General features: G+C 42.6%; 24 protein-coding genes. 15 read left to right on the top strand and 9 right to left on the bottom strand.

The window, feature by feature from the left end:
- Positions 1 to 10: 10 nt before the first annotated feature.
- Positions 11 to 358, bottom strand: a complete 348-nt coding sequence (locus ACIQXQ_RS02275; protein ID WP_402870203.1) for a YflT domain-containing protein — start codon at positions 356 to 358, stop codon at positions 11 to 13.
- 135 nt (positions 359 to 493) lie between these two features.
- A complete protein-coding gene (locus tag ACIQXQ_RS02270) occupies positions 494 to 1,927 on the bottom strand; it encodes a phospholipase D family protein (protein WP_402870206.1) in 1,434 nt (477 codons plus the stop codon).
- Positions 1,928 to 2,056: 129 nt separating this feature from the next.
- Here ACIQXQ_RS02270 and ACIQXQ_RS02265 point away from each other — a divergent pair, with 129 nt between their 5' ends.
- The 3 genes from ACIQXQ_RS02265 to ACIQXQ_RS02255 all read left to right on the top strand — a co-directional run bounded on the left by ACIQXQ_RS02265 (position 2,057) and on the right by ACIQXQ_RS02255 (position 3,652).
- On the top strand, positions 2,057 to 2,755 hold the full coding sequence (locus ACIQXQ_RS02265) for a uracil-DNA glycosylase (RefSeq protein WP_402870208.1): 699 nt from the start codon (positions 2,057 to 2,059) through the stop codon (positions 2,753 to 2,755).
- A 219-nt stretch (positions 2,756 to 2,974) separates the two neighbouring features.
- On the top strand, positions 2,975 to 3,256 hold the full coding sequence (locus ACIQXQ_RS02260; RefSeq protein ID WP_402870211.1) for a YwdI family protein: 282 nt from the start codon (positions 2,975 to 2,977) through the stop codon (positions 3,254 to 3,256).
- Between the two features lie 27 nt (positions 3,257 to 3,283).
- Positions 3,284 to 3,652 (top strand): DUF423 domain-containing protein, encoded by a 369-nt coding sequence (locus tag ACIQXQ_RS02255; RefSeq protein WP_402870213.1) that lies wholly within the window; start codon positions 3,284 to 3,286, stop codon positions 3,650 to 3,652.
- A gap of 103 nt (positions 3,653 to 3,755) precedes the next feature.
- Here ACIQXQ_RS02255 and gerQ read toward each other — a convergent pair whose 3' ends face one another.
- Entirely contained in the window at positions 3,756 to 4,262 is a 507-nt protein-coding gene (gerQ, locus tag ACIQXQ_RS02250) for a spore coat protein GerQ (RefSeq protein WP_402870216.1), read from the bottom strand.
- A gap of 337 nt (positions 4,263 to 4,599) precedes the next feature.
- Positions 4,600 to 5,349: a hydrogen peroxide-dependent heme synthase gene (gene hemQ / locus ACIQXQ_RS02245; RefSeq protein WP_402870218.1), complete on the bottom strand. Its 750-nt coding sequence runs from the start codon at positions 5,347 to 5,349 to the stop codon at positions 4,600 to 4,602.
- Positions 5,350 to 5,604: 255 nt separating this feature from the next.
- Between hemQ and pta the strand changes: the two genes are divergently transcribed.
- Entirely contained in the window at positions 5,605 to 6,591 is a 987-nt protein-coding gene (gene pta, locus ACIQXQ_RS02240) for a phosphate acetyltransferase (RefSeq protein ID WP_402954949.1), read from the top strand.
- Positions 6,592 to 6,624: 33 nt separating this feature from the next.
- Positions 6,625 to 7,476: an octanoyl-[GcvH]:protein N-octanoyltransferase gene (gene lipL / locus ACIQXQ_RS02235; RefSeq protein ID WP_402954946.1), complete on the top strand. Its 852-nt coding sequence runs from the start codon at positions 6,625 to 6,627 to the stop codon at positions 7,474 to 7,476.
- Between the two features lie 212 nt (positions 7,477 to 7,688).
- Here lipL and ACIQXQ_RS02230 read toward each other — a convergent pair whose 3' ends face one another.
- Positions 7,689 to 8,447 carry an RsfA family transcriptional regulator gene (locus ACIQXQ_RS02230; protein WP_402870225.1) on the bottom strand — a complete coding sequence of 253 codons (759 nt, stop codon included), beginning with the start codon at positions 8,445 to 8,447 and terminating at the stop codon, positions 7,689 to 7,691.
- Positions 8,448 to 8,775: 328 nt separating this feature from the next.
- Between ACIQXQ_RS02230 and ACIQXQ_RS02225 the strand changes: the two genes are divergently transcribed.
- From ACIQXQ_RS02225 to ACIQXQ_RS02215, 3 genes are all read left to right on the top strand, one after another.
- Positions 8,776 to 8,997 carry a YuzB family protein gene (locus tag ACIQXQ_RS02225; protein ID WP_402870227.1) on the top strand — a complete coding sequence of 74 codons (222 nt, stop codon included), beginning with the start codon at positions 8,776 to 8,778 and terminating at the stop codon, positions 8,995 to 8,997.
- A gap of 228 nt (positions 8,998 to 9,225) precedes the next feature.
- Positions 9,226 to 10,533 (top strand): HD domain-containing protein, encoded by a 1,308-nt coding sequence (locus tag ACIQXQ_RS02220; protein ID WP_402954943.1) that lies wholly within the window; start codon positions 9,226 to 9,228, stop codon positions 10,531 to 10,533.
- Positions 10,534 to 10,565: 32 nt separating this feature from the next.
- Complete coding sequence (locus ACIQXQ_RS02215) at positions 10,566 to 11,075, top strand: YwgA family protein (RefSeq protein WP_402870231.1); 510 nt, start codon at positions 10,566 to 10,568, stop codon at positions 11,073 to 11,075.
- A gap of 28 nt (positions 11,076 to 11,103) precedes the next feature.
- Here the strand turns inward: ACIQXQ_RS02215 and ACIQXQ_RS02210 are convergent, their stop codons facing one another.
- The gene (locus ACIQXQ_RS02210) at positions 11,104 to 11,289 is read right to left on the bottom strand and encodes a 2-hydroxymuconate tautomerase (RefSeq protein ID WP_402870233.1); all 186 of its coding nucleotides are present in this window, start codon (positions 11,287 to 11,289) and stop codon (positions 11,104 to 11,106) included.
- Positions 11,290 to 11,427: 138 nt separating this feature from the next.
- On the opposite strand from ACIQXQ_RS02210, the gene ACIQXQ_RS02205 reads away from it, so the two are divergent.
- Positions 11,428 to 12,096 carry a site-2 protease family protein gene (locus tag ACIQXQ_RS02205; protein ID WP_402954940.1) on the top strand — a complete coding sequence of 223 codons (669 nt, stop codon included), beginning with the start codon at positions 11,428 to 11,430 and terminating at the stop codon, positions 12,094 to 12,096.
- 35 nt (positions 12,097 to 12,131) lie between these two features.
- Positions 12,132 to 12,641, top strand: coding sequence for a YwhD family protein (locus ACIQXQ_RS02200; RefSeq protein WP_402954937.1), 510 nt, complete (start codon positions 12,132 to 12,134; stop codon positions 12,639 to 12,641).
- 148 nt (positions 12,642 to 12,789) lie between these two features.
- Here ACIQXQ_RS02200 and ACIQXQ_RS02195 read toward each other — a convergent pair whose 3' ends face one another.
- The gene (locus tag ACIQXQ_RS02195) at positions 12,790 to 14,856 is read right to left on the bottom strand and encodes a transglycosylase domain-containing protein (protein ID WP_402954934.1); all 2,067 of its coding nucleotides are present in this window, start codon (positions 14,854 to 14,856) and stop codon (positions 12,790 to 12,792) included.
- 202 nt (positions 14,857 to 15,058) lie between these two features.
- Between ACIQXQ_RS02195 and speE the strand changes: the two genes are divergently transcribed.
- The 4 genes from speE (at position 15,059) to argS (ending at position 19,123) form a co-directional block, all read left to right on the top strand.
- Positions 15,059 to 15,886 carry a spermidine synthase gene (speE, locus tag ACIQXQ_RS02190; protein ID WP_402870241.1) on the top strand — a complete coding sequence of 276 codons (828 nt, stop codon included), beginning with the start codon at positions 15,059 to 15,061 and terminating at the stop codon, positions 15,884 to 15,886.
- Between the two features lie 12 nt (positions 15,887 to 15,898).
- Entirely contained in the window at positions 15,899 to 16,777 is an 879-nt protein-coding gene (gene speB, locus ACIQXQ_RS02185; protein WP_402870244.1) for an agmatinase, read from the top strand.
- A 231-nt stretch (positions 16,778 to 17,008) separates the two neighbouring features.
- On the top strand, positions 17,009 to 17,449 hold the full coding sequence (locus ACIQXQ_RS02180) for a YwiB family protein (RefSeq protein WP_402954930.1): 441 nt from the start codon (positions 17,009 to 17,011) through the stop codon (positions 17,447 to 17,449).
- 3 nt (positions 17,450 to 17,452) lie between these two features.
- On the top strand, positions 17,453 to 19,123 hold the full coding sequence (gene argS / locus ACIQXQ_RS02175; protein ID WP_402954927.1) for an arginine--tRNA ligase: 1,671 nt from the start codon (positions 17,453 to 17,455) through the stop codon (positions 19,121 to 19,123).
- A gap of 39 nt (positions 19,124 to 19,162) precedes the next feature.
- Here argS and uvsE read toward each other — a convergent pair whose 3' ends face one another.
- The gene (uvsE, locus tag ACIQXQ_RS02170) at positions 19,163 to 20,119 is read right to left on the bottom strand and encodes a UV DNA damage repair endonuclease UvsE (RefSeq protein WP_402954924.1); all 957 of its coding nucleotides are present in this window, start codon (positions 20,117 to 20,119) and stop codon (positions 19,163 to 19,165) included.
- A 25-nt stretch (positions 20,120 to 20,144) separates the two neighbouring features.
- Positions 20,145 to 21,350, bottom strand: coding sequence for a cardiolipin synthase (gene cls, locus ACIQXQ_RS02165; protein ID WP_402954921.1), 1,206 nt, complete (start codon positions 21,348 to 21,350; stop codon positions 20,145 to 20,147).
- A 308-nt stretch (positions 21,351 to 21,658) separates the two neighbouring features.
- On the opposite strand from cls, the gene ACIQXQ_RS02160 reads away from it, so the two are divergent.
- Positions 21,659 to 23,788, top strand: a complete 2,130-nt coding sequence (locus tag ACIQXQ_RS02160) for a heterodisulfide reductase-related iron-sulfur binding cluster (protein WP_402955126.1) — start codon at positions 21,659 to 21,661, stop codon at positions 23,786 to 23,788.
- Positions 23,789 to 23,956 lie beyond the last annotated feature (168 nt).

Raw genomic sequence — 23,956 nt, 5'->3', positions numbered from 1 at the left:
TTAACGGGAATTAATGAGTAACTCCGTCTTTGTTGTCTTGTTTGGATGCAATGATGACGACTTTTCCTTCATCTAACACTTCTTCATAACGTTCCGCTTCTGTTTTGGTAAGTCCAAGATTGCTCATTCGGTTACGTAGTTCGTCCCCACGTGATTTGAAGAGGTTTCCAACTGTATCGAGGAAACCTTGTTCCTTCATGCCGACATCTTCAGTATTTGTATTTTCGGTAAGGTGCTTAGAGCGATCCTTATCGTGAGCAAATAAATATACATCATCCTTCGTATAGCCGGTTGTAACTAACTCATCGATTTTTTCCTTAGCTTGTAAACCGTTTTCTACAACATGTACTTGATACATATAAACTCCTCCTTCAATTTTAGTGTAAGACTTTCTTAAATTGGGTAAATGGAATCTTGCATATCTCAGCTTGTTATTAGCTATAGTAGTATATAACCTTATTTAGCCATTGCTAAACATTTACCTTATTAATTATTAATAGGTGGTGAAACGGAACAGCTTTTGCAATCGATAGGTAACATATTTTAAGAACGGTAATTTATCCTGGTATTCGCTATAGTCTGAAGTATATTCGCCCTTTTCATTTTTCCAAAGCCGCTGGAAATAGTCATCCACTTCCTGTGCGACTTCGGTGTCTTTAGGGGCATGGATTTCAACATTGGCTTCTAGATTATAATCGTCTAGGTTTCGGGCTGTGTAATTGGCTGATCCTCCAATTATGACGGTTTCCTCTTCTTTTTGAATCGTCATCAGTTTCGTATGGAACTGTTCTTTATCGGTTTTGTACCAACGTATGTTGATATTCCCTTCATCTAGCTTTTCGAATTCGGCTGCAACCGGCAGATTGGGAAGCCCCATTTTTTGACTGCCAAATGCATTTTGATTCGGGTCCAATATCATGTGGATCCAGACACCTCTCCTGGCCGCATCGGTCAATGCCTCGACGACGTGTCGGTCAGCGATATAGAACATGGCGAGCTGGATTCGATCGCCTTTCTTTGTTTCCCTAATGGCTTTTAGGACATGTTTGTTGATTTTTCCTTCCGTCAATAATTGAACGGAAATGGGGCCATTTTCTTCCGCTGTTCCTTTAACTTCAGGAAATGCCTTCGGACCGTCAGAGAACCTCGATGCGGCTTCTTCCGCTTTGACGAAATCACTGATGATGTTGCCATCCATCTGGAAAGCAATATTGGAATGGAACCCACTTGCATCGTGAGGATTTGCGGATGAGATGATGACTGTCTTTTCAGTAGCTACCACTTTTCTGTGATTGGCTTTGATATTCATTAATCGAAGATAAGACCGTGCCGTGACCTTTGGGGCATTATTAGCCATGGGATTGACAATCCAGCCTTTCCCGCTTTCCCCAAACCATTGGAAAAATGTTCGATATAGTCCGGAATAGAGTGGATTGGGATCCCGGAGTCGGTCCAAGTTGGTTACGACCACTTCGATGTCATTTTGTTTCAGCTTTTCTAACTCGTCTAATTCGTATGCATTATAGGAGGTGTTCACTTCATCGGTAATGAACATAACCTCAAGTTCAGGTTTCTTCTTCTTTTGGGCTATCAGTTTATCTGTTAAAGTCTTGCTTAATTTAGGGAAGTCTACTTTCTCATCATAGAAACTATTAAACAAGAACATATCAATTACGATAAAAGAATCGGCCTCTTCAATTGCATGATAGATGGTCTGGAAGATTCGCTGTTCATGCTGTACCTTTCCTTGTTCATCATGATAAGAGAGATCATAAATGAAATCGATATCCTCGACATGATGTATCTCCCCCTCGTAGGATATTCCTTTGGGCAGGGGTTTATAGCTGTTATAGACAATGACCGCGATGACAACAAGGAGCATACTAACAAGCAAATAAAATCGTTTGCGTTTATACCATTTTTTCATAGAAAATCCTCCATCTTACTTAAATTGCTTGCTAACTATCTATTTCCCCTTTTTAGGGGTATATAGAAACATGAATCAGAAAATGAGTTTGATATAATAATTGGAAAAGCGAGAAAGGGGCTAGTAAAGATGACAAAGCCGATTTTAACGAATGACTGGTGGCCTCTATTGAAAGAGGAATTTAAAAAGCCATATTATCAGGATTTAAAAGAATTCATCACACGAGAATACAATCAGCATGCCATACATCCGAGTCCGGAAGATATTTTTAATGCGCTTCACTGTACACCGTATGAAAAGGTAAAGGTCGTCATTCTTGGCCAGGACCCTTATCATGGACAGGGTCAGGCCCATGGTCTTAGCTTCTCGGTAAAGCCTGACGTCCGCATCCCGCCTTCTTTACGAAATATCTTTAAAGAACTGAAAAGTGATCTGGGCTGTGAGGTTCCTGACAATGGTTACCTAGGCGAATGGGCGGAACAAGGTGTGCTTCTCCTCAATACCGTTCTAACTGTACGTGAAGGGGAGGCACATTCCCACAGGGGCAAAGGGTGGGAGACCTTCACGAATCAGATCATCCAGCTGTTGAATGAGAGGGAGACACCGGTGATTTTCATCCTTTGGGGAAAGCCAGCTCAAACAAAACTGCGTTGGATAGATGAAAAGCGCCACCCAATCATTACTTCCGTCCACCCGAGTCCGCTGTCTGCTAGCCGTGGTTTCTTTGGCAGTAAGCCATTCTCCAAAACCAATGAACTTCTTATGGAAATGGGATTGGCTCCTATCAACTGGCAAATATCGAACCGCAAAGGGGGCATGATAAATTGAAACGAGTAAATTGCATGGCCTGCAAGCATTTTTATGTGACGTGGGATCCTAAATTCCCCAAAGGTTGCCGCGCCTTTCAATTTAAAACATCCAATCTGCCATCCCTTGATGTGTATCGCTCCTCGGGTGAGCCTTGTTTGAAGTTTGAATCCAAAGCCAATTGAAAAGTAAGTTTTCTTCCCCCTTAATGTTTGCTATGCTAGGTAGGGAAGTTAGGAAATGTATGCAGACGAGGTGGTAAATGTGGATATCTCATCCAAACAGATGCTGGATAAAATGGAAGAGCTTGTGACAAAAGCTAAACTGGCGAATTCAGAGACTAAGTTGCAAGGGTATGTAGTTGCCATTCAGGCACTTTGTGAAGTGATGGTGGATGAAAAATCGGAAAATAACAAAATAATGAAGCCCATTACATTCACACAACCTGTTATGTCGAACATACCGAATGCAGAACCGGTTAAAATGGATGAAGCCAATGGGGATTCCTTATTTGATTTTTAAATAAAAAGTAAGAGAGGCGGAGCAATCGTGAAATTATTTATCATCTTAGGAGCGTTGAATGCATTCATAGCCGTGGCACTAGGAGCATTTGGCGCACATGGACTAGAAGGGAAAATACCTGATAAATATTTAGCAACCTGGAATACGGCTGTAGATTATCAAATGTTCCATGCGGCAGGCTTGTTGGTTATCGGTTTGTTGGCGGGGAAAATTACGAGCCCACTCATCAATTGGTCGGGTTGGATGATGTTCATCGGCATTATCATATTTTCCGGTAGCCTTTTCGTTCTGAGTGTCACTCAAATCAAAGTGCTAGGTGCCATCACACCAATCGGTGGCGTTTCATTTTTAGCAGCTTGGATCTTGATGATCATTGCTGCCTATAAGTATTTATGAAAAATTCAGCTGGCCGCATTCAGGGGTCAGCTCTTGTTTTTTGCATGATGAAAACGAACAGCCTCAGGATTTCTGAGGCTGTTCGTTTTCACATAGTCACTTTCTATCTAGGAGAGTATGTGGTAAGTCCAGCTCCTCCGAATGGATAGTCATACTCAATTTCTTCATCAAAGGTAATGTAATCTAAGAATACCATTGGTATCAAATAACGTTTTCCGGTCTGTGGGTCACTGATGATTAGATGATCGCGTCCGGCCGCTTCGATGATCCCCTTGAAGATTTTTGCATTCCATTCTTTATTGTTTTCAAATGTGGTATAAACGGTGGCCAGTTTCCCTTTATTCAAGCGTAATATGTTCTCTATATAAGATTGTTCGACTGGAAGCATGCCCGGTACTTGTGGACCGGTGGTGGGAGCGTTCATCGGCGTAGGGATTTGCTGCTGGGTACCGCCTGTAGTGGGCATCTGTGGTTGATAAGCAGGCTGCTGCTGGTAGCCTTGTTGCTGCTGGTATTGACCCTGCTGCTGTCTTTGGGATGGGTCACTTTCATATGGGTTATAAGAGTTTCCTCCATAAGGATAATTGCCATAAGGATTATTTTGTGACATTGCATTCCCTCCTGAAATTCTAGGTTATTTCGGTTCTTGAACAGCTGAACATCCGAGTGTCTTGGCTGGAAGAAACAGTGCGATTTATAGCAGCCGGAGTGGGACGGTTTACATGGATAATCTAGGGCAGACCCGGACACGGCCCAAAAAACCACAATGAATGTTACACATGCCATTGAACTACTGCATGTATGGCAGTCTGAAGCTGAATGAGACTGTGAAAAAAATTAGCATCACTAAAGAAAATGTATGGGACGATTCTGGATTTTATGTCATGGTAGTGGAAATAAAAAGGGGATGAAAAAGAAAAGCTCCCGGGATGCCGGAAGCCTTTGTCTTATACATATAAGAAAGTTGGTATGTTATCTTCTGAAAGGATGTTGCCGACGAAGAATGAACCAAATGCAGCATAACGGGCGCTGACTTCATCGAAACGCATTTCATAAATCAACTTTTTGAATTGAAGAACATCATCCGCAAATAGGGTAACGCCCCATTCGTAATCGTCAAAACCGACAGAACCGGAAATGATTTGTTTCACTTTACCGGCATAGCTGCGGCCGATCAAGCCATGCGAACGCATCAAGTTTTTACGTTCTTCCATGGAAAGCATATACCAGTTGTCTTCTCCTTCACGGCGCTTGTCCATCGGATAGAAACATACATGCTTCGCCTGAGGAAGGATTGGATAAAGTCTTGAACGTACATGAGGATTTTGATATGGGTCCTCACCGTCTCCACCTGCTAGATAATTGCTTAATTCCACGACAGAAACGTAAGAATAAGCTGGGATCGTATATTCGGCAAGTTTCGTTTTATTGAATTCATTTTCAATGGCATTCAATTCTTCCATTGTCGGACGGGCAAACATAAGCATGAAGTCGGCTTTTTGTCCTACGATGGAATAAAGGGCATGACTGCCTTCATTGTTGCTTTGGGTCGTATTCCATTTATCCAATAAACCTTGGAATTCCGAAATAGCTAATTGACGTTCGTCACTTGATAACGTTTTCCAAGAGGCCCAATCAATCAGGCGGAAATCATGTAGACAATACCATCCATCAAGTGTTTGTGCTGCTTCACTCATTACGATCACTCCTATGTCTTAATATAACTTTAATATAACATAGTTTCAGTATAAGGAAATTTATATCAAGCCGCAAATGTCTTCGGTCATTCTTCCGTGTTCAAGGAATGTTCATATGTACGATTTTGCAAAGAAGACCAATGATTCTGGAATTTAAATAGCGGCTAGAGTATTCTTAGAAGAAGAGCATGAAGTTTACGAAGTGGGTAATATAGGAATGAATAGAAGGTACATACATTCAAGGAGGATGAGCTTGTGAGCGATTTATTTGAAATTTTAGAATCGAAGATAACAGGGAATAATCTAAAAATCGTTTTTCCGGAAGGGCTGGATGGACGCGTTTTGGGAGCAGCGGGAAGGCTTGCTAAAGCGAAATTATTAACACCTGTATTAATTGGCGATATCGGCAAAATTCAAGAGAAAGCCAAAGACCTCAAAATTTCTCTGGATGCCATTGAAATTTACGATCCGAAAAATTACATCATGATGGATGAGATGGTTGAAGCTTTTGTAGAGGTTAGAAACGGAAAAGCATCCGTTGCGCAAGCCCGTGAAATCCTCTTGGATGAGAATTACTTTGGGACGATGCTCGTTCACATGAAACAGGCACATGGCATGGTGAGTGGAGCAGCCCATTCAACGGCTGATACAGTCCGCCCGGCATTACAAATCATTAAAACAAAGCCAGGTGTTCAAAAAACCTCGGGAGTCTTTATCATGGTCCGCGAAGAGGAAAAGTACGTATTCGCTGATTGTGCCATCAATATTAACCCGGATTCCCGTGATTTGGCTGAAATCGCATTGGAAAGCGCCAAGACGGCCCTGACATTCGATATCGAACCAAGAGTCGCGATGCTGAGTTTTTCTACGAAGGGATCGGCCCATTCACCAGAAACGGAAAAGGTCGTTCAAGCCGTCGCCTTGGCAAAAGAAATGGATCCACACCTTCTCCTGGATGGAGAATTTCAATTCGATGCGGCGTTCGTTCCTTCGGTTGCTAGGCAAAAGGCACCGGATTCTCTCATTCAAGGAGATGCCAATGTCTTTATATTTCCGAGTCTTGAAGCCGGTAATATTAGTTATAAGATGGTTCAGCGTCTGGGTGGTTTCGAAGCGGTGGGTCCAATCCTACAAGGACTTAACCGTCCAGTGAATGATCTTTCCCGTGGCTGCAGCGAAGAGGATGTATATAAATTGGCACTCATCACAGCCGCACAAGGATTCGTTGCGCAATACCAGTAATGACGTGAATGATATTGATAGAGGGAGATTTCTATGAGTGAAACAGATTCATTATTAAGGCAGCAAGAATGGCGGATAATTGACCAGTCATCGGTTGGTCCCCAGTTTCCAGCCCTAGAATCCTTCGCGATGGATGATACATTATGTGCCTCCGTAGGTTCCGGCCGCTCGACGGCCGTAGCCAGGGCTTGGGTGCATCATCAAACCATCGTGCTTGGTATTCAGGATACGAAACTTCCTTTTCTTAAAGAGGGAATTAATTATTTGGATAAGCACGATTTCAAGGCGATTGTACGGAACTCAGGAGGGTTGGCCGTCGTGTTAGATGAAGGAGTCCTGAATGTATCACTCGTTTTCCCTGAAAGCGAACGGAAAATCGAAATAAACCGTGGATATGATGCCATGTGGGAACTGATTAGACGTATGTTCAGCGATTTCCCGGTCAGCATCGAAGCAAAAGAAATCGTGGGCTCCTATTGTCCAGGGAGCTATGACTTAAGTATCGATGGCAGGAAATTTGCCGGTATATCGCAACGCCGGATCCGCAATGGTGTGGCTGTACAAATATACATATGCGTCAATGGAAGTGGTGCACAAAGGGCCGAACTTGTGAAAGGTTTCTATCAGACCGCCAAAAAGCAGGTCGAAACGAAATTCACTTATCCGGATATCACTCCTTCCGTAATGGCCTCGCTTACTGAGTTATTGGGGGTTAAGTTAACTGTCCAAGATGTTATGCTCAGATTCCTGAACGTATTGAAGGAGCATAGTGGGAAGATATTTTCCGATTCCCTTTCGGCACAAGAGTGGCCTTTATATGAAGGATACTTAACAAGAGTGGTAGAACGTAATAACAAAGTCTTCGATGCATTGGAAGAGGAATAAATGGTAAAAAGCTGTTCCTGAAGGAAGGGACAGCTTTTTTCGGTGTTGCTTCCGAGTATAGTATTCACTGAAACTGAAAAAGAAACTTTTAGTAAGATGTTACCAGGCTAATACATGAAAAAAGAGCCCTTTCCAGACTCATTTTTCGGAAAATGTATAGGGAATGGCTATTTGTCATGTGGTTGACCTGATAAAAGGCCCCCGCATTATCTTTATTCAGCCATTTTCTCCAGATTTCCATTTCGGTCCATTTTGAATTTTGTGGCCGGGCGCTCTTCTTCCTCTAATAGGACTAGCTTCCTGGCACGATTCATGATATTCATCAATGTTTCGTAATCTTCCTGCATCAAGCCGCTATTTTGTTCAAGGTGGGATACTTTATTTTGAAGTTCTTCATTCCGTCCTTTTAACTCTTTTATTTCTAACTTCAAGCGTTCATTTTCAGTTTGTAATGTTTCGGCTTGTAGCAATCGCCCATTCATGGACTCCAAATAAGCGATAACCATATCCAGGCCCATTGCCGGCGTGCTGGTAGGCATGCTTGTGTTCCTTTGTTGTGTCGGAACGAACGCTTCATCAGAAAATTCCTCTGCGGTTTCATAATTAGTAGATTCTATTACTGCCGTATCAGTCTCTGATTCCACGTCCTCTTCTTGCAGGAGAGGAGCCATGATATCAGAAATCATTGGGGATGGCGGTGTATAGAGCAGACGTTTTTTTCCTCCCTGATCTTTTCCGAGAATCCGTTGTCTCTGTTTTCTTTGTTTTTTTGCTAGAGACAGCGCCTTATCATAATTATGGCGGACAACTGCATTCCAGCGAAATCCACAAGCTGCGGATGTGCGGTTCAATTTGTCACCGACCTCTTCGAATGCGTTCAGTTGCGTGCTGCCTTCACGTACATGCCGTAATACCGTTTCTGCTAACAGTAAATCATCCTCTTCTGTCCAGGCATCTTGACGAACCTTCATTTCTACATACTCCCTTTCTGGTAACTTTTTAAAATGATCATTATATGAATATCTTGTAACAATGATTGATTAGGTGTTCTACTAGTATTTTGGACAAGATATGGATTTTTTATACAAAAAGGTTAAAAGGATACTAGTTTTTTGTGAGGGAAGGAAGAATAAGTTGAATGGACTTAGTACTTCCCCTATTTGGGGCATCCACTTATGACAAAGCATCTTTTCTCCTTCCATTCCGTCTCTTGATATTCATAGATAGAAACGGTAAAATACCATTTAGTCACGTAAATAGAACGAAAATCATTTGTTATAGAAAGGATGCTTACCGAGGATGTCCAATGAATTCAGAGTGTGTGATGACTGCCTGGCAGTAAACGTCAAAACATTAATTCCACGGCTGGAAAAGCTTGATCCTGACGCGAAAATTGAAATTGGCTGCCAATCCTATTGCGGTCCGGGCAGGAAAAAATCCTTTGCTTTTGTCAATAACCGCCCAGTTGCGGCCCCGACAGAAGACGAGTTACTAGAGAAAATAGATAAGAAGCTAAAGTAGCTTTATGTATAAATAATTCAGCAGTTTTGAAACGTGAAACATGCGACTCGTCACCCAGATTCAATAAACTGTGGTGATTTTTTAATTCCGTTATTTTCTCTATCAAAATCCATAAAAACTCCTGATTTCATATAAAATCAACAGGCTTTCTATCATGGGTCGAGTTAGGATATTCTATAAAGACAAGCTATAATAAAAGCAATGAGATTATGAAAATGAGGGTAGTCCATGGAATATTCTGGCGAAAAATTACAAGAAGAAAAAGTATTTAAAGACCCAGTACACCGGTATATACACGTTCGGGACCGGGTTATTTGGGATTTGATCGGCACGAAAGAATTCCAGCGTCTTCGCAGAATCAAGCAACTAGGAACGACCTATCTTACCTTTCATGGTGCAGAACATAGTAGGTTTAGCCATTCGCTTGGGGTATATGAGATTGTCCGAAGAATTGTCGATGATGTCTTCGAAGGGAGACCGGAATGGAAACCGGAGGAAAGGTTGCTTTCGTTGTGTGCGGCCTTGCTACATGATTTAGGACATGGCCCATTCTCTCACTCTTTTGAAAAGGTTTTTGATTTGGACCATGAACAGTTCACTCAACAGATCATTATCGGTCATACAGAAGTGAATGAGATCCTTCTCAAAGTAGGACCCGATTTTCCCAAAAAAGTAGCGGAGGTCATTGCCAAAACGTATAAAGGCAAATTAGTAGTCAGCTTGATTTCTAGTCAAATTGATGCCGATAGGATGGATTATCTGCAACGGGACGCTTACTTCACTGGGGTAAGCTACGGCCATTTTGATATGGAGCGGCTATTAAGGGTGATGCGGCCGCGTGAGGAGCATGCTGTCATTAAGCAAAGTGGGATGCACGCGGTGGAAGACTATATTATGAGTCGATACCAAATGTATTGGCAGGTCTACTTCCACCCGGTTACACGGAGTGCCGAGGTCATCCTAACGAAAATTTTGCATAGGGCAAAGTATTTATTCGAAACCAACTACCAATTTGCCCAAGAACCCCGTCACTTTTATTCAATGTTCAAGGGCAATGTCACGTTAGAAGATTACTTGAAAATGGATGAATCCGTGATGCTCTACTATTTCGGGGCTTGGGAAGAAGAAGAGGATCCAATCTTAAGGGATTTATGTATCCGTTTCGTGAATCGAAAACTCTTTAAATATGTTGAGTTTCATCCTTCGAATAATCAAATGAATAAACTAATGGAATTAAGGGCGCTATTCATTGAGGCGGGAATCGATCCTGATTATTATTTAGTCGTCGATTCCTCCTCGGACCTTCCCTATGATTTTTATCGTCCAGGCGAAGAAGAAGAGCGTTTGCCAATCCATTTGCTGCAAACGAATGGCGAACTTCGGGAATTGTCGCGTGAATCCGAAATAGTGGACGCCATTTCAGGAAAAAGACGAACGGACCATAAGTTGTACTTCCCGGCAGACTTACTGCGCGATGAATCAACGAATAAAGATATAAAAAAACAAATCCGTCAGCTATTGGAGCTGTCGATTTAAAGCGGTACATTTTGGGTGAGGAGTGACGAGCCTTGTTTAAGGATCATGCAAACATTATCAATGCCATTTCAACTGCAGGTGAAATTTCAGGTCGAAAAAAGCTGCAAAAAATTGTTTATATAGCGAAGAAGTTATCCTTTCCTTTTCATGAAAAATTTCAATTTCACTTTTACGGACCGTACTCGGAGGAATTGACTTTACGAATAGAGGAACTTTGCGCAATGGGGTACCTGAATGAAGTGAAGGAGAAAAAGGCGGGCTATTATCAATACTGCTATTCCATTACGGAGGCGGGAAAAGACTTCTTGTCGATACAGGAAGTTGATATGCCTTCTCTTGATACATGCTTATTGGATATGAATGAACAAAATGCCCGGTTTTTGGAACTTGTTTCAACGGTCCTTTACTTTGATACGTTGGAAAAGGAAGAGGTCATTGAAAAAATCTTCACGCTGAAAAGCAAGCAAAAATATACGCTTGAAGAAATAGATGATGCATATGAATATATAGAGAAGCTACAAGGAAAAGCTAAGCCGAATTGATGGCTTAGCTTTTACGATTATGAACCTCTTATTGGTCGCTTTTACGAACGCCGGCAACGGCTAAGTGGTTTTTAGCCATTTCTTCGATGAAAATCGTTACAGCTTCGGCTGGTGCACCGGTTGTTTCTGAAACAGCTGCTGTTACTTTTTCAACCAATGCTTTTTTTTGCTCCTCGGTACGGCCTTCAAGCATCTTGACTGTTACATATGGCATTTTCATATTCCCCCATTCTTTTTAATAGATGTAGTGTTTCACATTAGGGAAATATTTGCAAGATACTGAAATCAGAGTTTTTTCACATCTTGAAATTTTCATGTATACTAACGGTAATAAACATTGGGGGAGAAGCTATTGGATCAATTAGGACAGTTTTTGGCTTATAGTTTGGATAGGCTTCCTTACGTGATTGTCGTTCTTTTGATCGCGTTTACGGTTCATGAATTTTCCCATGCCTATGTGGCCTATAAATTTGGGGATCCGACAGCTAAGAATCAAGGAAGGGTCACCTTGAATCCCATACAGCATTTGGATCCAATCGGTACGCTCCTGATTTTGATTGTAGGATTTGGTTGGGCAAGGCCTGTCCCTGTCAATCGGTTTCATTTTAAGAATCCAAGACTGGCTGGCATACTGGTTTCCTTTGCAGGTCCGCTCAGCAATCTTCTTGTGGCGACGATAGGCTATTTAATCTGGTACGGGTTACTCGCTTCAGGGTTGGGACCTTACGACATGCCATTCTTCGTGGAACCTTTCTTTACGATGTTGATTCACTTAAATATCGTACTGTTCGTATTCAATTTGATACCACTGCCACCTCTTGATGGGTATCGGATCGTAGAAGATTTGGTTTCGGTGGAAATGCGTGCGAAAATGACTCAGTATGAGCAATACGGATCCTTGATTTTCCTGATTTTAGTCATCACACCGTTGGGTAAATATACAATCAGTCCGATTATGAATGAACTTGTACCATTCGTTCGTGACAATCTCGGACACACTGTAAGTCTTTTGTTTTTTTAATATAGTAAATGACGAAACTGAAGGAGGTTATTAACATGGAAGAACAACCAAAGAAAAAGATAGGCTTCAATATTATTAAAAATGATCCGATGAAAGGCCATGGCGGATATGGCGCTGGTGTTTTAACTCTCGACAATATTTCACCGGTCATCATTGATGTGGATGCTGGTGAAGCGGAAGTCGACATCGGCGCGATGCATGCAAGAAGTGCTGTGGAAAAAGGAATCAAGTTTCTAAAGACAAAAGAGGAAGTGCCAAATGGGAAACCCTACTGGCTTGTTTGGGTAACGATTGAAGCCCTGCAAACTGGTCCGTACTATGCCGGGGTGACCGCTTGTGAGATGACGGTGGACCGCTCAATCAGACGTGGGTACAAATCCTTGCCGGAACATGTTAACCGGATGGATAAATCCTTGAAACGCCATATCATCGTCGAGGATATGGACGATAAATCAAAAAGCATCCTTGCCGAGTTCCTGAAAAACCACGATGCAGGAATGTTGGAGCGTTCATCCGATGAGCTTAAACAGTCTTTGATGGTTTAAATGTGTATTATTGTATGAAATGTGAAGTTTAGTAAAAAAATCACTTGTACGAAGCGAATAAAATCAGTAAACTTAGAGACAGCAGTTTAGACACTGTGGAACTAGGACAGAAAAACCCCGAAGCCGCTACCGGCTTCGGGGTTTTTCGTTATCCCCAAGGTTTTAAGATTTTTTTATACCAGGGGTTTTTATGTTTCCCGTCCTTCGGAGCACTTTTGGTGTTCTTTTGCTTGAAGTGCTCTTCACAGTATTCCACGGGTTCGGTTCCTTTTACATAGTAAGTTAATCTGGAGACGGGGCAGGCATCTGTTGCAAGTTTGCCGCTTGCTGGATTGACATGTACACCGATTACATTACCCGTTTCCTTAAAGGGTTTGGAAGGTTGCCCTTTCAAACCCTTCTCCATATAGGATGCCCATATTTTTTTCGCATAACTTTTTTCGGCGGGGATTTCTATCTTTTTCCCTTGATCGTAGCCAGTCCATACACCTGCAACCAGTTGAGGCGTATAACCGACCATCCAGCTGTCGGTGGAAGTGGAACCCGACTTCCCTGCGACGCGGTGCGTCAGTTGGGAACTGATCGTGCTCCCTGTCACCTTCGTGTAGCCGTTTAGCGTTTCGTCAAAAACGCCGGTAAGCATTTCGGTCATGACAAATGCCTTATCCTTATCCAGAATCTGTTCACCTTTCTGGGACCGTTCGAAGATGACTTCACCTCTTCGGTCTTCCACCTTGGTGATGAATGTAGGCTCTACCTTTTTACCACCGTTAGCCAGGATTCCGTATGCATTGACCATTTCAATGGGTCTCACATTGGATGTGCCAAGTGCAAGGGAAGGAACCGCATCCATTTTGGAAGTGATGCCAAAACGACGTGCCGCATCAACCAATGCCTGTTCGCCGAGAAATAGATGGGTCTTCACGGCATAAATGTTGTCGGATAAAGCAATGGCCTGTGCCATCGTTATTTCATCATTCGCATACTGATAATTATAGTTATGCGGCTTATATGAAGTATGGCCATCATCAAAGGTAAAGGTTGTGGCCTCACTTTTTAAAGTGGTTGACGGTGTAAACCCGTTTTCTAGTGCTGAATAGTATAGAAGCGGCTTTATTGTCGATCCTGGCTGGCGTAGGGCCTGTGTGACACGGTTGAATGGTGAAGCTGTGTAGTCAGTGCCCCCGACGAGTGCGCGGACTTCCCCGGTCCTGGGATCCATGGCCACCAGTGATGCTTGGATGCTAGCCTGTTCGGGTATGACAGTGGAGAGGGACTCCTCTGCGATGCGCTGTTGATTTTCATCCAATGTGGTATAAACCTTTAAGCCCCCGAGCTCGATTGTCCGGTCATCTAAATGAAGTTGCGTTTTTAGGGCCTGTTTGACGGCATCCTGGAAGTAAGGAGCCATTTTCTTGGTTACAGTACCATGTTCGCCATTTAAAGAAAGGGATGCCTGGAGGGCTTCATCCGTATCAGCTTTTGAAATATAGTCTTTGGTTTGCATGGCATGCAGGACGACCTTTTGCCTTGATTTGGCCTTATCCAGGTTGTCCAAAGGCGAATAGTTGGATGGCCCCTTTGGGATTCCGGCTAGCATGCTTGCCTCCGGGAGCGTCAAATCCTTGGCATCCTTACCGAAGTAATATTGGCTTGCAGCTTGTGCTCCATAGGCGCCATGGCCATAGTAAATCGTATTTAAATAGCCTTCTAGAATGTCTTTTTTTGAGTAATTCATTTCCAGGCGTATTGTATAGAACGCTTCATTTAGCTTACGCGACCACGTCTTATCATGGTCAAGGAAGAGATTCCGGGCATATTGCTGGGTGATCGTACTTGCCCCTTGAACCTTGGACATGGCACGGACATCAGCAAGGATGGCACCACCGATCCGTTTTATATCAAAGCCCTTATGGGTGTAAAATTGGCGATCTTCTACTGCGACTGTTGCCTTGACTAGTTCGGGTGAAATCGATTCCAGCCCGACCCAGTAGCGCTTTTGACCATTATCGGATTCTCCGATCACATTTCCGTCATGGCTATAATACAGCGTCGATTGAGGTACAGCCAAAGGCGGCGGGCCTAGTATTTTTGCATACATCAGTAAAGAGAGAAGCAAGACAAAGAGAATGATGAGACCTATTGTGGCAAAAATGATGAAAGCCCGCACATATTTAGTTGTCCTTTTAAAACGTTCGCTTGGAATGAGCTCCATTGCTTTCACCTCTCTTATTTTTAAAAAAAGAATCTATTACTATTATGGAAAAAAAAGATATTTTTAAACATAAGAAGTGGAATTGTAATATTTATCTTGCATTTCTGGTAGATTCGTCTATACTTTTTCTAGCTAATGGGTATACCGAATATCGGCCAATTAGTTGAAAGACTATAAGATTTTGGAAAGGAAGCGTTAATAAATGAGCATTTGGTTTACTGAGAAACAAACAGAGAATTTTGGTATTACGATGAAAGTGAATCGTACTTTACATACGGAACAAACGGAGTTTCAAAAGTTGGATATGATTGAAACTGAAGAATGGGGAAATATGCTTTTGTTGGATGACATGGTGATGACATCCCAACGCGATGAGTTCGTTTACCACGAGATGGTAGCCCATGTTCCTTTATTTACACATCCTAATCCAGAAAATGTTTTGGTCGTAGGAGGAGGAGACGGCGGAGTTATCCGTGAAGTTCTTAAGCATCCAAGCGTAAAAAAAGCTACACTGGTTGATATTGATGGAAAGGTCATCGAATACTCCAAGAAGTATTTACCTGAAATTGCAGGCATGCTAGAAGATCCACGTGTCGATGTGCAAGTAGGGGATGGCTTTATGCACATCGCGAAGAGTGAAAATGAATTCGATGTGATTCTTGTGGACTCTACCGAACCAGTGGGTCCTGCTGTAAATCTATTTACCAAAGGCTTTTATGCCGGCATCTCCAAGGCTTTGAAAGAAGACGGAATCTTCGTTGCCCAATCGGATAACCCTTGGTTTAAATCGGACTTAATCCGCGATGTACAGCGCGACGTGAAAGAAATATTCCCGATCACAAGCCTTTATTTAGCCAATATCCCGACGTATCCAAGTGGGCTGTGGGCATTCACGATCGGTTCTAAAAAATATAATCCGCTTGACGTTCCAGACGAGCGTTTCCATGATATAGAAACAAAATATTATACAAAAGAACTTCATAAAGCAGCTTTTGTTCTGCCTAAATTCGTTCAAGATTTAGTGAAATAAGGGGGCATGAACATGCGATTCGATGAAGCGTACTCAGGCAATGTATTCATTAAAAGCCATCCGGACTTCGAGGAATCCGAAGCGGTGCTTTATGGTATGCCGATGGACTGGACAGTCAGCTTCCGTCCGGGTTCCCGTTTTGGACCAACAAGGATTCGTGAAGTTTCAATCGGCTTGGAAGAATACAGCCCATACTTAGACCGTGAATTGGAAGAAGTGAAATTCTATGATGCTGGGGATATCCCATTGCCTTTCGGTAATCCGCAACGCAGTATCGATATGATTGAAGAATTTGTAGACGGTGTGCTTGATGCCGGTAAATTCCCATTGGGCATGGGGGGAGAACACCTTGTTACATGGCCTGTCATAAAAGCCATGTTTAAAAAGTACCCCGATATGGCCATTATCCATATGGACGCCCATACAGATTTGCGGGAGGATTATGAAGGAGAGCCACTTTCCCATGCTTCCATCATCCGAAAATCAGCAGAGCTTATCGGGCCAAGTAATGTTTATTCATTTGGAATCCGTTCCGGGCTAAAGGAAGAATTTCAATGGGCAAGGGAAAATGGCATGCACATCTCTAAGTTTGAAGTGCTTGAGCCCCTGAAGGAAGTATTGCCGCAATTAGCGGGTCGTCCGGTTTATGTGACGATAGACATCGACGTGCTTGACCCTGCGCATGCGCCGGGTACAGGGACCGTCGACTGCGGTGGTATTACGTCCAAAGAGCTTTTAGCTTCGATCCACGAGATAGCCCGTTCAGAAGTGAATGTGGTTGGCTGTGATTTAGTAGAAGTGGCCCCGATTTATGATCCATCTGAACAAACGGCGAATACGGCAAGCAAGCTGATTCGTGAAATGATTCTTGGTTGGGTTCAAAAGGGTTAAATATGATAGGGGAGGCTGTTCCTGCATTTTAGCGGGAATGGCCTTTTTTGTATGTATTCGGGAAATATCATCGCTTTCCCTTCGTAATTAAGAGCTTGTCTTGCGTTACATTCAAATGAATTGCATACTAAGACAAGATATGAAACTTTATTTTCCGCTCCAAGTTGAAACTTCATTGAAGAATATTTATACTTATAAAGTTAAGAACGAGATGATGAAGGAAGTGTAGCTTTGACTCTTCATGATATAGATAAGCAGAATGTTAAAGTGACATTGCAGACAAAAATCAGGCATGGCTCTGAAACGGAAACGTATGAGCTCGTCACTTTTGGTACAAGGATGTATAAAGGGTCCGATTTGTATTTGCAATATGCAGAGGAAAATGAAGCCGGCAAAACGCAGACAACCATCAAGCATAAAACGAACGAAACGATTCTGCTTAGGAACGGTGCCGTTAAAATGAGACAGCTTTTCCGCTTGCAGGAAGCGACAAATGGACATTATGAAAGTATATATGGCAGGTTGGGGCTATCGACGACCACAAAGAAAATTCAGCATCAATGGGATGAAAAGAAAAAGGAAGGGAAACTGATCCTTCGCTATGCACTACATATGCAGGGAAGCGAACCCGGGCAATATGAAATGACGATTTCCTACAAGGAGGAAGCTTAGAACATGAATATAGTAAATGAGGTACAGGCAAAACTGAAACAGGAAATTAAAAATGCGGTTATTAAAGCTGGTCTGGCAACGGAAGAACAGGTTCCCCAAGTAGTGTTGGAACTTCCAAAAGATAAGACACACGGAGATTACTCCACGAATATGGCAATGCAATTAACGAAAATCGCAAAAAAAGCACCGAAAATGATTGCTGAAGCGATCATCGAAAACTTTGACCAGTCCAAGGCATCCATTGAAAAAATTGAAATCGCAGGCCCGGGATTCATAAACTTTTACATGGATAATGCTTATCTGACAGAGTTGGTTCCAGTGATTCTGAAAGCAGATGAAGCCTATGGGGAAAGCGATTATGGTAAAGGCGAAAAAATCCAGGTGGAGTTCGTATCCGCAAACCCGACTGGTGACCTTCACCTTGGTCATGCGCGTGGTGCTGCTGTTGGTGACACGTTATGTAATGTTCTATCAAAAGCGGGATATGACGTTTCGCGCGAATACTATATCAATGATGCAGGTAACCAAATCAATAACTTGGCAATTTCAATCGAAGCACGGTACTTCCAAGCACTTGGCCTTGATAAAGAAATGCCTGAAGACGGTTACCGCGGCGAAGATATTATCGGGATTGGTAAAACGCTTGCGAAGGAATATGGAGATAAGTATGTTAACGTCGATGAAAAAGAACGTTATGACTTTTTCCGTAAGTACGGATTGAAATGTGAAATGGCTAAGCTGAAAACGGACTTGGAAAATTTCCGTGTCGGTTTTGATGTGTGGTTCTCGGAAACGTCCCTTTATCAAAATGGGAAAATCGACGAAGCACTAAGCGTTCTGAAGGAGAGAGGCCATGTTTATGAAGAAGACGGGGCAACTTGGTTCCGTTCAACAGAACTTGGCGATGATAAGGACCGCGTTCTTATCAAAAAGGATGGCTCCTACACATACCTGACACCGGATATTGCGTACCACCGCAATAAATTGGAGCGTGGATTCGACACCCTCATCAATATTTGGGGAGCGGATCACCATGGTTATATTCCACGTATGAAAGCGGCAATCGAAGCGTTAGGCTATAATCGTGAGCAGCTTGAAGTGGAAATCATTCAGCTTGTTCATCTATTCAAAGATGGCGAGAAAATGAAAATGAGCAAGCGTACCGGTAAAGCGGTAACGATGCGTGACTTGATTGAAATGGTCGGCCTGGATGCCACACGGTATTTCTTTGCCATGAGAAGTGCGGACACACATATGGACTTTGACCTTGATCTAGCTGTATCACAATCCAATGATAACCCGGTCTATTATTCACAATATGCTCATGCCCGTATTTCAAGCATCTTGCGTCAAGGTGTGGAACAAGGGATTAGCTATGAAGGCATCACTGATTTTACTGCTCTTTCTACGGAGAAGGAATTCGAGCTATTGAAGAAATTAGGGGAATTCCCACAGGCAATCGCGGAAGCGGCCGAAAAACGGATGCCGCACCGCATGACGAATTATATTTTCGACCTGGCTTCTACATTCCACAGCTTCTACAATGCGGATAAAGTATTGGATAGTGAGAAAATGGATAGAAGTAAAGCTCGTCTTGCTCTAGTGAAATCGGTTCAAATTACGTTGAGAAACGCACTGGCACTAATCGGCGTTTCTGCACCGGAAAAAATGTAATAAGAAAAAGCGGTCGTTTCCCGTGAAACGGCCGCTTTTTTATTTAATGAAAACAGATCCCCCGCTTACTCTTTTCACTCCACGGATTCTAGACATCTCTTCAATCAATTTCAGCATCGCCTGATCCTTCATTTTTGCTTCAATCATGAAATCAACATCCTTCCCCAACTCCGTGAGTGCTTTTAGGAGGGGCATAATGAAGGCTATATCAATATAATCGGCATGTGAACGAAACGCACTGGCTGACTTTGGGGAAGAAATATGGATTGTAGGGACCGAATTGCTGTCTTCCCATGTAGTGTAGACATCGGTGAGTAGCTCGTTAAGCGGCTCCACGGATAGATTGGCAAGATGGTGATGATAATCAAAGACGAAAGGAATGCCTTCCCGCTTACATACACGTAACGTTTCGGAAGCTGTATAGGTTTTATCATCATTCTCCAGGGTCATCCTTGCTTTTACATGTTCAGGGAGCGACCTGAGGTTGTCATGAAAGCGAATGATTGCTGAATTTTTATCACCGTAGGCGCCGCCAATATGGATATTGATGAAGGATTGGTCTGCAATGCCCATCGCTTGAAGCATTTTATAATGAAATTCCATATCCTTCACGGCATTTTCAGTAATGCTTGGTTTCGGGCTAGTGAAAAGCGTAAATTGGTTCGGATGAAAGCTGACCCGCATGTTGTTCGCCAATACCCAATCCCCAAGTTTTTCCCATTCTTTTGCAAAAGGGGTGACAAAATCCCATTTTACGTCCGGGTGAGTCGCCAAGGGCACGATGGAACTGGAAAGTCGGTAAAGCTCGACCTGATGGGCCGTATTATACTGAAGGACCCGCAATGTGTTCTCGATATTTTGTTTGGTCACCTCCAATAGCTTTTGCCTTCCTTCTTCCTGACCAAGCTCGTTATATCGTTTGAAGGTCAGGGTCTTTGCAGGGGAGGCCTCCCAAAGACAGGTTGCATTGGAAACAAATCCGAATCGTATTTTCATTTTCTTCTCTCCCATTACCCGATTTTTAAAGAAAAGGGGAAAGGATGGCAGCTAGTGATTCTTTTGCTGAACGTAAGATATTAGGGGAGGAGAGTGTCTTTTCCGCTATTGGGTTAGATTCAGCAATGTCGATCGCCAATTCATCCTTCACATCTTCTATGCAGCGGCGGTCATATATTAAACAATTGATTTCGCTATTCAGGAATAAACTCCGTTTATCAAAGTTTGCTGTACCGATATCACACATAATATCATCGATCAAGATTACTTTAGAATGGTAGAACCCTCTCTGAAATTGCATGATGGAGGCGCCTTCTCTTAATAAAATTCTAAAGTAGCGGAATGATGCCTCTTTAACTAGGGCATGGTCCGAAACGTCCGGAACGATGACGGTGACCGCTACCTTTCTGGAAAGGGCTTCCCTTAATGCTTCAAACAATTTATGGCTTGGGATGAAGTAGGGTGTCCCAATAATAATTTCCGTATCAGCTTTTTGAATCAGGTTTATCAGAGTTTGTTCAAGGTCGCTTCCATTAGTCACGATGAACTGTTGAGCTTGTGAGCCAGGAACTAATTCAGGAAAATAGGCGGGAGTCCCCCTGAAATCTTCTTTTGTATCATAAAACCAATCAGAAAGGAAAACTTCCTGTAAATCCTTCACTCCTTCCCCCGTGATTTTCAGGTGGTAATCACGCCAAGGGTTTAGCTTTTCTCCTTGATTAATATATTCCTTCCCAATATTAAAACCGCCCAGATACCCAATCCTTCCGTCAATGACGGTGATTTTCCGGTGATTTCTTCTTTGCGTGGAATAGAAAAGGAAAGGGGGCTTCGGTTTAAAGCTATATGAAAAGTGAACATTGCTTTTCTTTAATTCTTGAATGGACTGCCGGGACATTTTTTTACCACCGACCCTATCTACCAACAGCCTTACCTCCACACCCGATTCTGCCTTTTTTTGAAGCAACTTCAAAAAGTCATTGCTAAATTGATCCTCTTTCACGATATAAAAAAGAATATGTATGGACTCCTGGGCCCGTTCAATTTCTTTCAGGAAATCTTCGAATAGGATTTTCCCTGATGTAAAGACGGTCATTTCACTTTTACGGGGCGGGAAAGTGATGTTCGTTGCCCGCTTTACCTGCTGCTTATAGCCTAATTTGAAGTCAACCCAGCACCAAGTGAGGATCAACATTAATATAGAAAAAAATGTAACGAACACCTTCAACACGATCCCCCCTTAATGGTTTAAGTTAGTTTGACTCAAACAACCTATTTGTAACCATTAATTAAGTACAAGAGAAAGTGGATTTTTTTAAAAAATAAGAAGGGTAATTGACGGAATTGTCGAACCTTATTTAGTGGGTGTAGAAAAATAACAATATTTACAAAGAAAAAAGTTGACTGAATGCTCATTCATTATATAATGGAGATAATCAAATTTCAGGAAAATGCCATTTTTTCTATAATTTTAAAGTGGCGATCTGGCATTTTTACACGATTCACGAATATATAAAAGGGGGAACGCATGCAATGGAAATGAATGGCCTGCTGTGGATTAACTTAATTGCATTTTTACTTGTAACCGCTTACGCTGCTGGATTATTTGTCTATTTAATCAGGACTCGAATGGCCTATATAAAGCTTGGCAAAAAGGTGGAATTCGATAATCGCGTCAAAGAACGGCTGGTTAAAATTGGGGTTTATGTATTCGGACAAAAGAAGCTCTTTAAAGACAAGAAGAGCGGGATTATACACTCCATGTTATTTTATGGTTTCATCTTAGTACAATTTGGAGCCATTGACTTTTTTATCAAAGGGTTAAAGCCAGGATGGCATTTACCATTTGGTCCGGTATACCCGGCGTTCACTTTCTTTCAGGAAGCCGTGACACTCACGGTTCTTGTTGCAATCTTATGGGCAGCATACCGCCGTTATGTTGAGAAGCTTGTTCGATTGAAAAGAGATTTTAAAGCAGGGTTGGTCGTCATTTTCATTACCGGAATCATGGTTACCGTATTAACAGGTAATGGAATGGGAATGATTTGGCACGGTCATGATGCAACGTGGTCAGAACCCGTAGCATCCAGCATTGCGTTTTTATTCAACTGGATCGGACCGACCGCAGCGACTGTCGTGTTTTACGTAGCTTGGTGGTTGCATTTGATCATCATATTATCGTTCCTTGTCTATATCCCGCAGTCCAAGCACGCTCATTTAATTGCTGGACCCGTTAATGTATTCCTGAATCGTTTGGATAATCCGGGTAAGCTGAAGCCGGTCGATTTAGAGGAAGAGATTTTGGATAAAGAAGGAAATCAATATTATGGTGCCAAATATATCGAAGACTTAACGCAATATCAAATGATTGACCTATATGCCTGCGTAGAGTGTGGTCGCTGTACGAATATGTGTCCGGCCACAGGTACGGGGAAAATGCTATCGCCGATGGATATCATTATCAAAATGCGTGATCACTTAACGAATACAGGGGCAGCCGTTACGACTAAGCAACCTTGGGTTCCGTCTTTCGTATTTGGAAATACAAAGGGCAACCAAATCGCTTTAGCGAGTGCGGGGCAGGGGGCGCAGGAGTCTGCAGCAGCAACCGAGGCCTATAGCGCTAGCCTTATTGGGGAAGTCATCACGGAAGAGGAACTATGGGCATGTACAACGTGCCGGAACTGTGAAGATCAATGTCCGGTCATGAATGAACATGTTGATAAAATCATTGATATGCGCCGTTACTTGGTGCTGACGGAAGGTCGTTTGGATCCCGATGCCCAACGTGCGATGACAAACATCGAACGCCAAGGTAATCCTTGGGGATTGAACCGTAAAGAAAGAGAAGACTGGATAGGTTTACGTGACGACGTTGTCATCCCAACCGTCAAGGAAATGAAAAAAGCGGATGAGGAATTTGAATATTTATTCTGGGTAGGCTCGATGGGGTCGTATGATAACCGAAGCCAAAAAATCGCCCTTTCTTTTGCTAAATTAATGAATGAAGCTGGCGTCAAATTTGCCATCTTAGGAAATAAGGAGAAAAATTCGGGCGATACTCCACGCCGTCTAGGAAATGAGTTTGTTTTCCAAGAACTGGCCATGAAAAATATCGAAGAATTCCAGAAAAACGATATCCAAAAAATCGTGACCATCGATCCGCATGCATATAATATCTTCAAGAATGAATATCCGGACTTTGGACTGGAAGCGGAAGTGTACCATCATACTGAATTACTTGCTCAGCTTGTTAAGGAAGGAAGACTGGTACCGCAATTCCCGGTCAATGAAACGATTACCTTCCATGACTCCTGTTACTTGGGAAGATATAACGATGTATACAGCCCACCACGCGAAATCTTGCAATCCATTGAAGGCGTCAAACTTGTCGAGATGGAACGTAACCGTGAAAAAGGAATGTGCTGTGGAGCTGGGGGCGGCTTGATGTGGATGGAAGAGGAAACGGGTAACCGAATTAACGTTTCTCGTACCGAACAAGCTCTTGCAGTAAACCCAACTGTTATTAGCTCAGGTTGCCCATACTGTTTGACGATGTTGTCGGACGGGACGAAGGCAAAAGAAGTTGAAGAGAATGTGAAAACGTATGATGTTGCCGAATTACTCGAAAAGGCAATCCTGGGAGATAGTAAGCCAGTAGCGTCTTAAGTTAAATAGAATTGCCTGCTTCTTTTAAATGAATACATTCACTAGAAGCAGGCAATTTCTCTTTTGTATAAACTAAATATTTTAATTTTTGTAAAAAATATGTAAAATGGAATTAAGCGCTTTCAAATTTTTTTATACGGGCATCGAGCGAGCGTTCAATCAATTTAC

This window comes from Peribacillus sp. NPDC097198, from assembly GCF_044762055.1.
Taxonomy (GTDB): Bacteria; Bacillota; Bacilli; order Bacillales; family DSM-1321; genus Peribacillus.
This window is presented reverse-complemented; position numbering and strand designations above follow the sequence as displayed.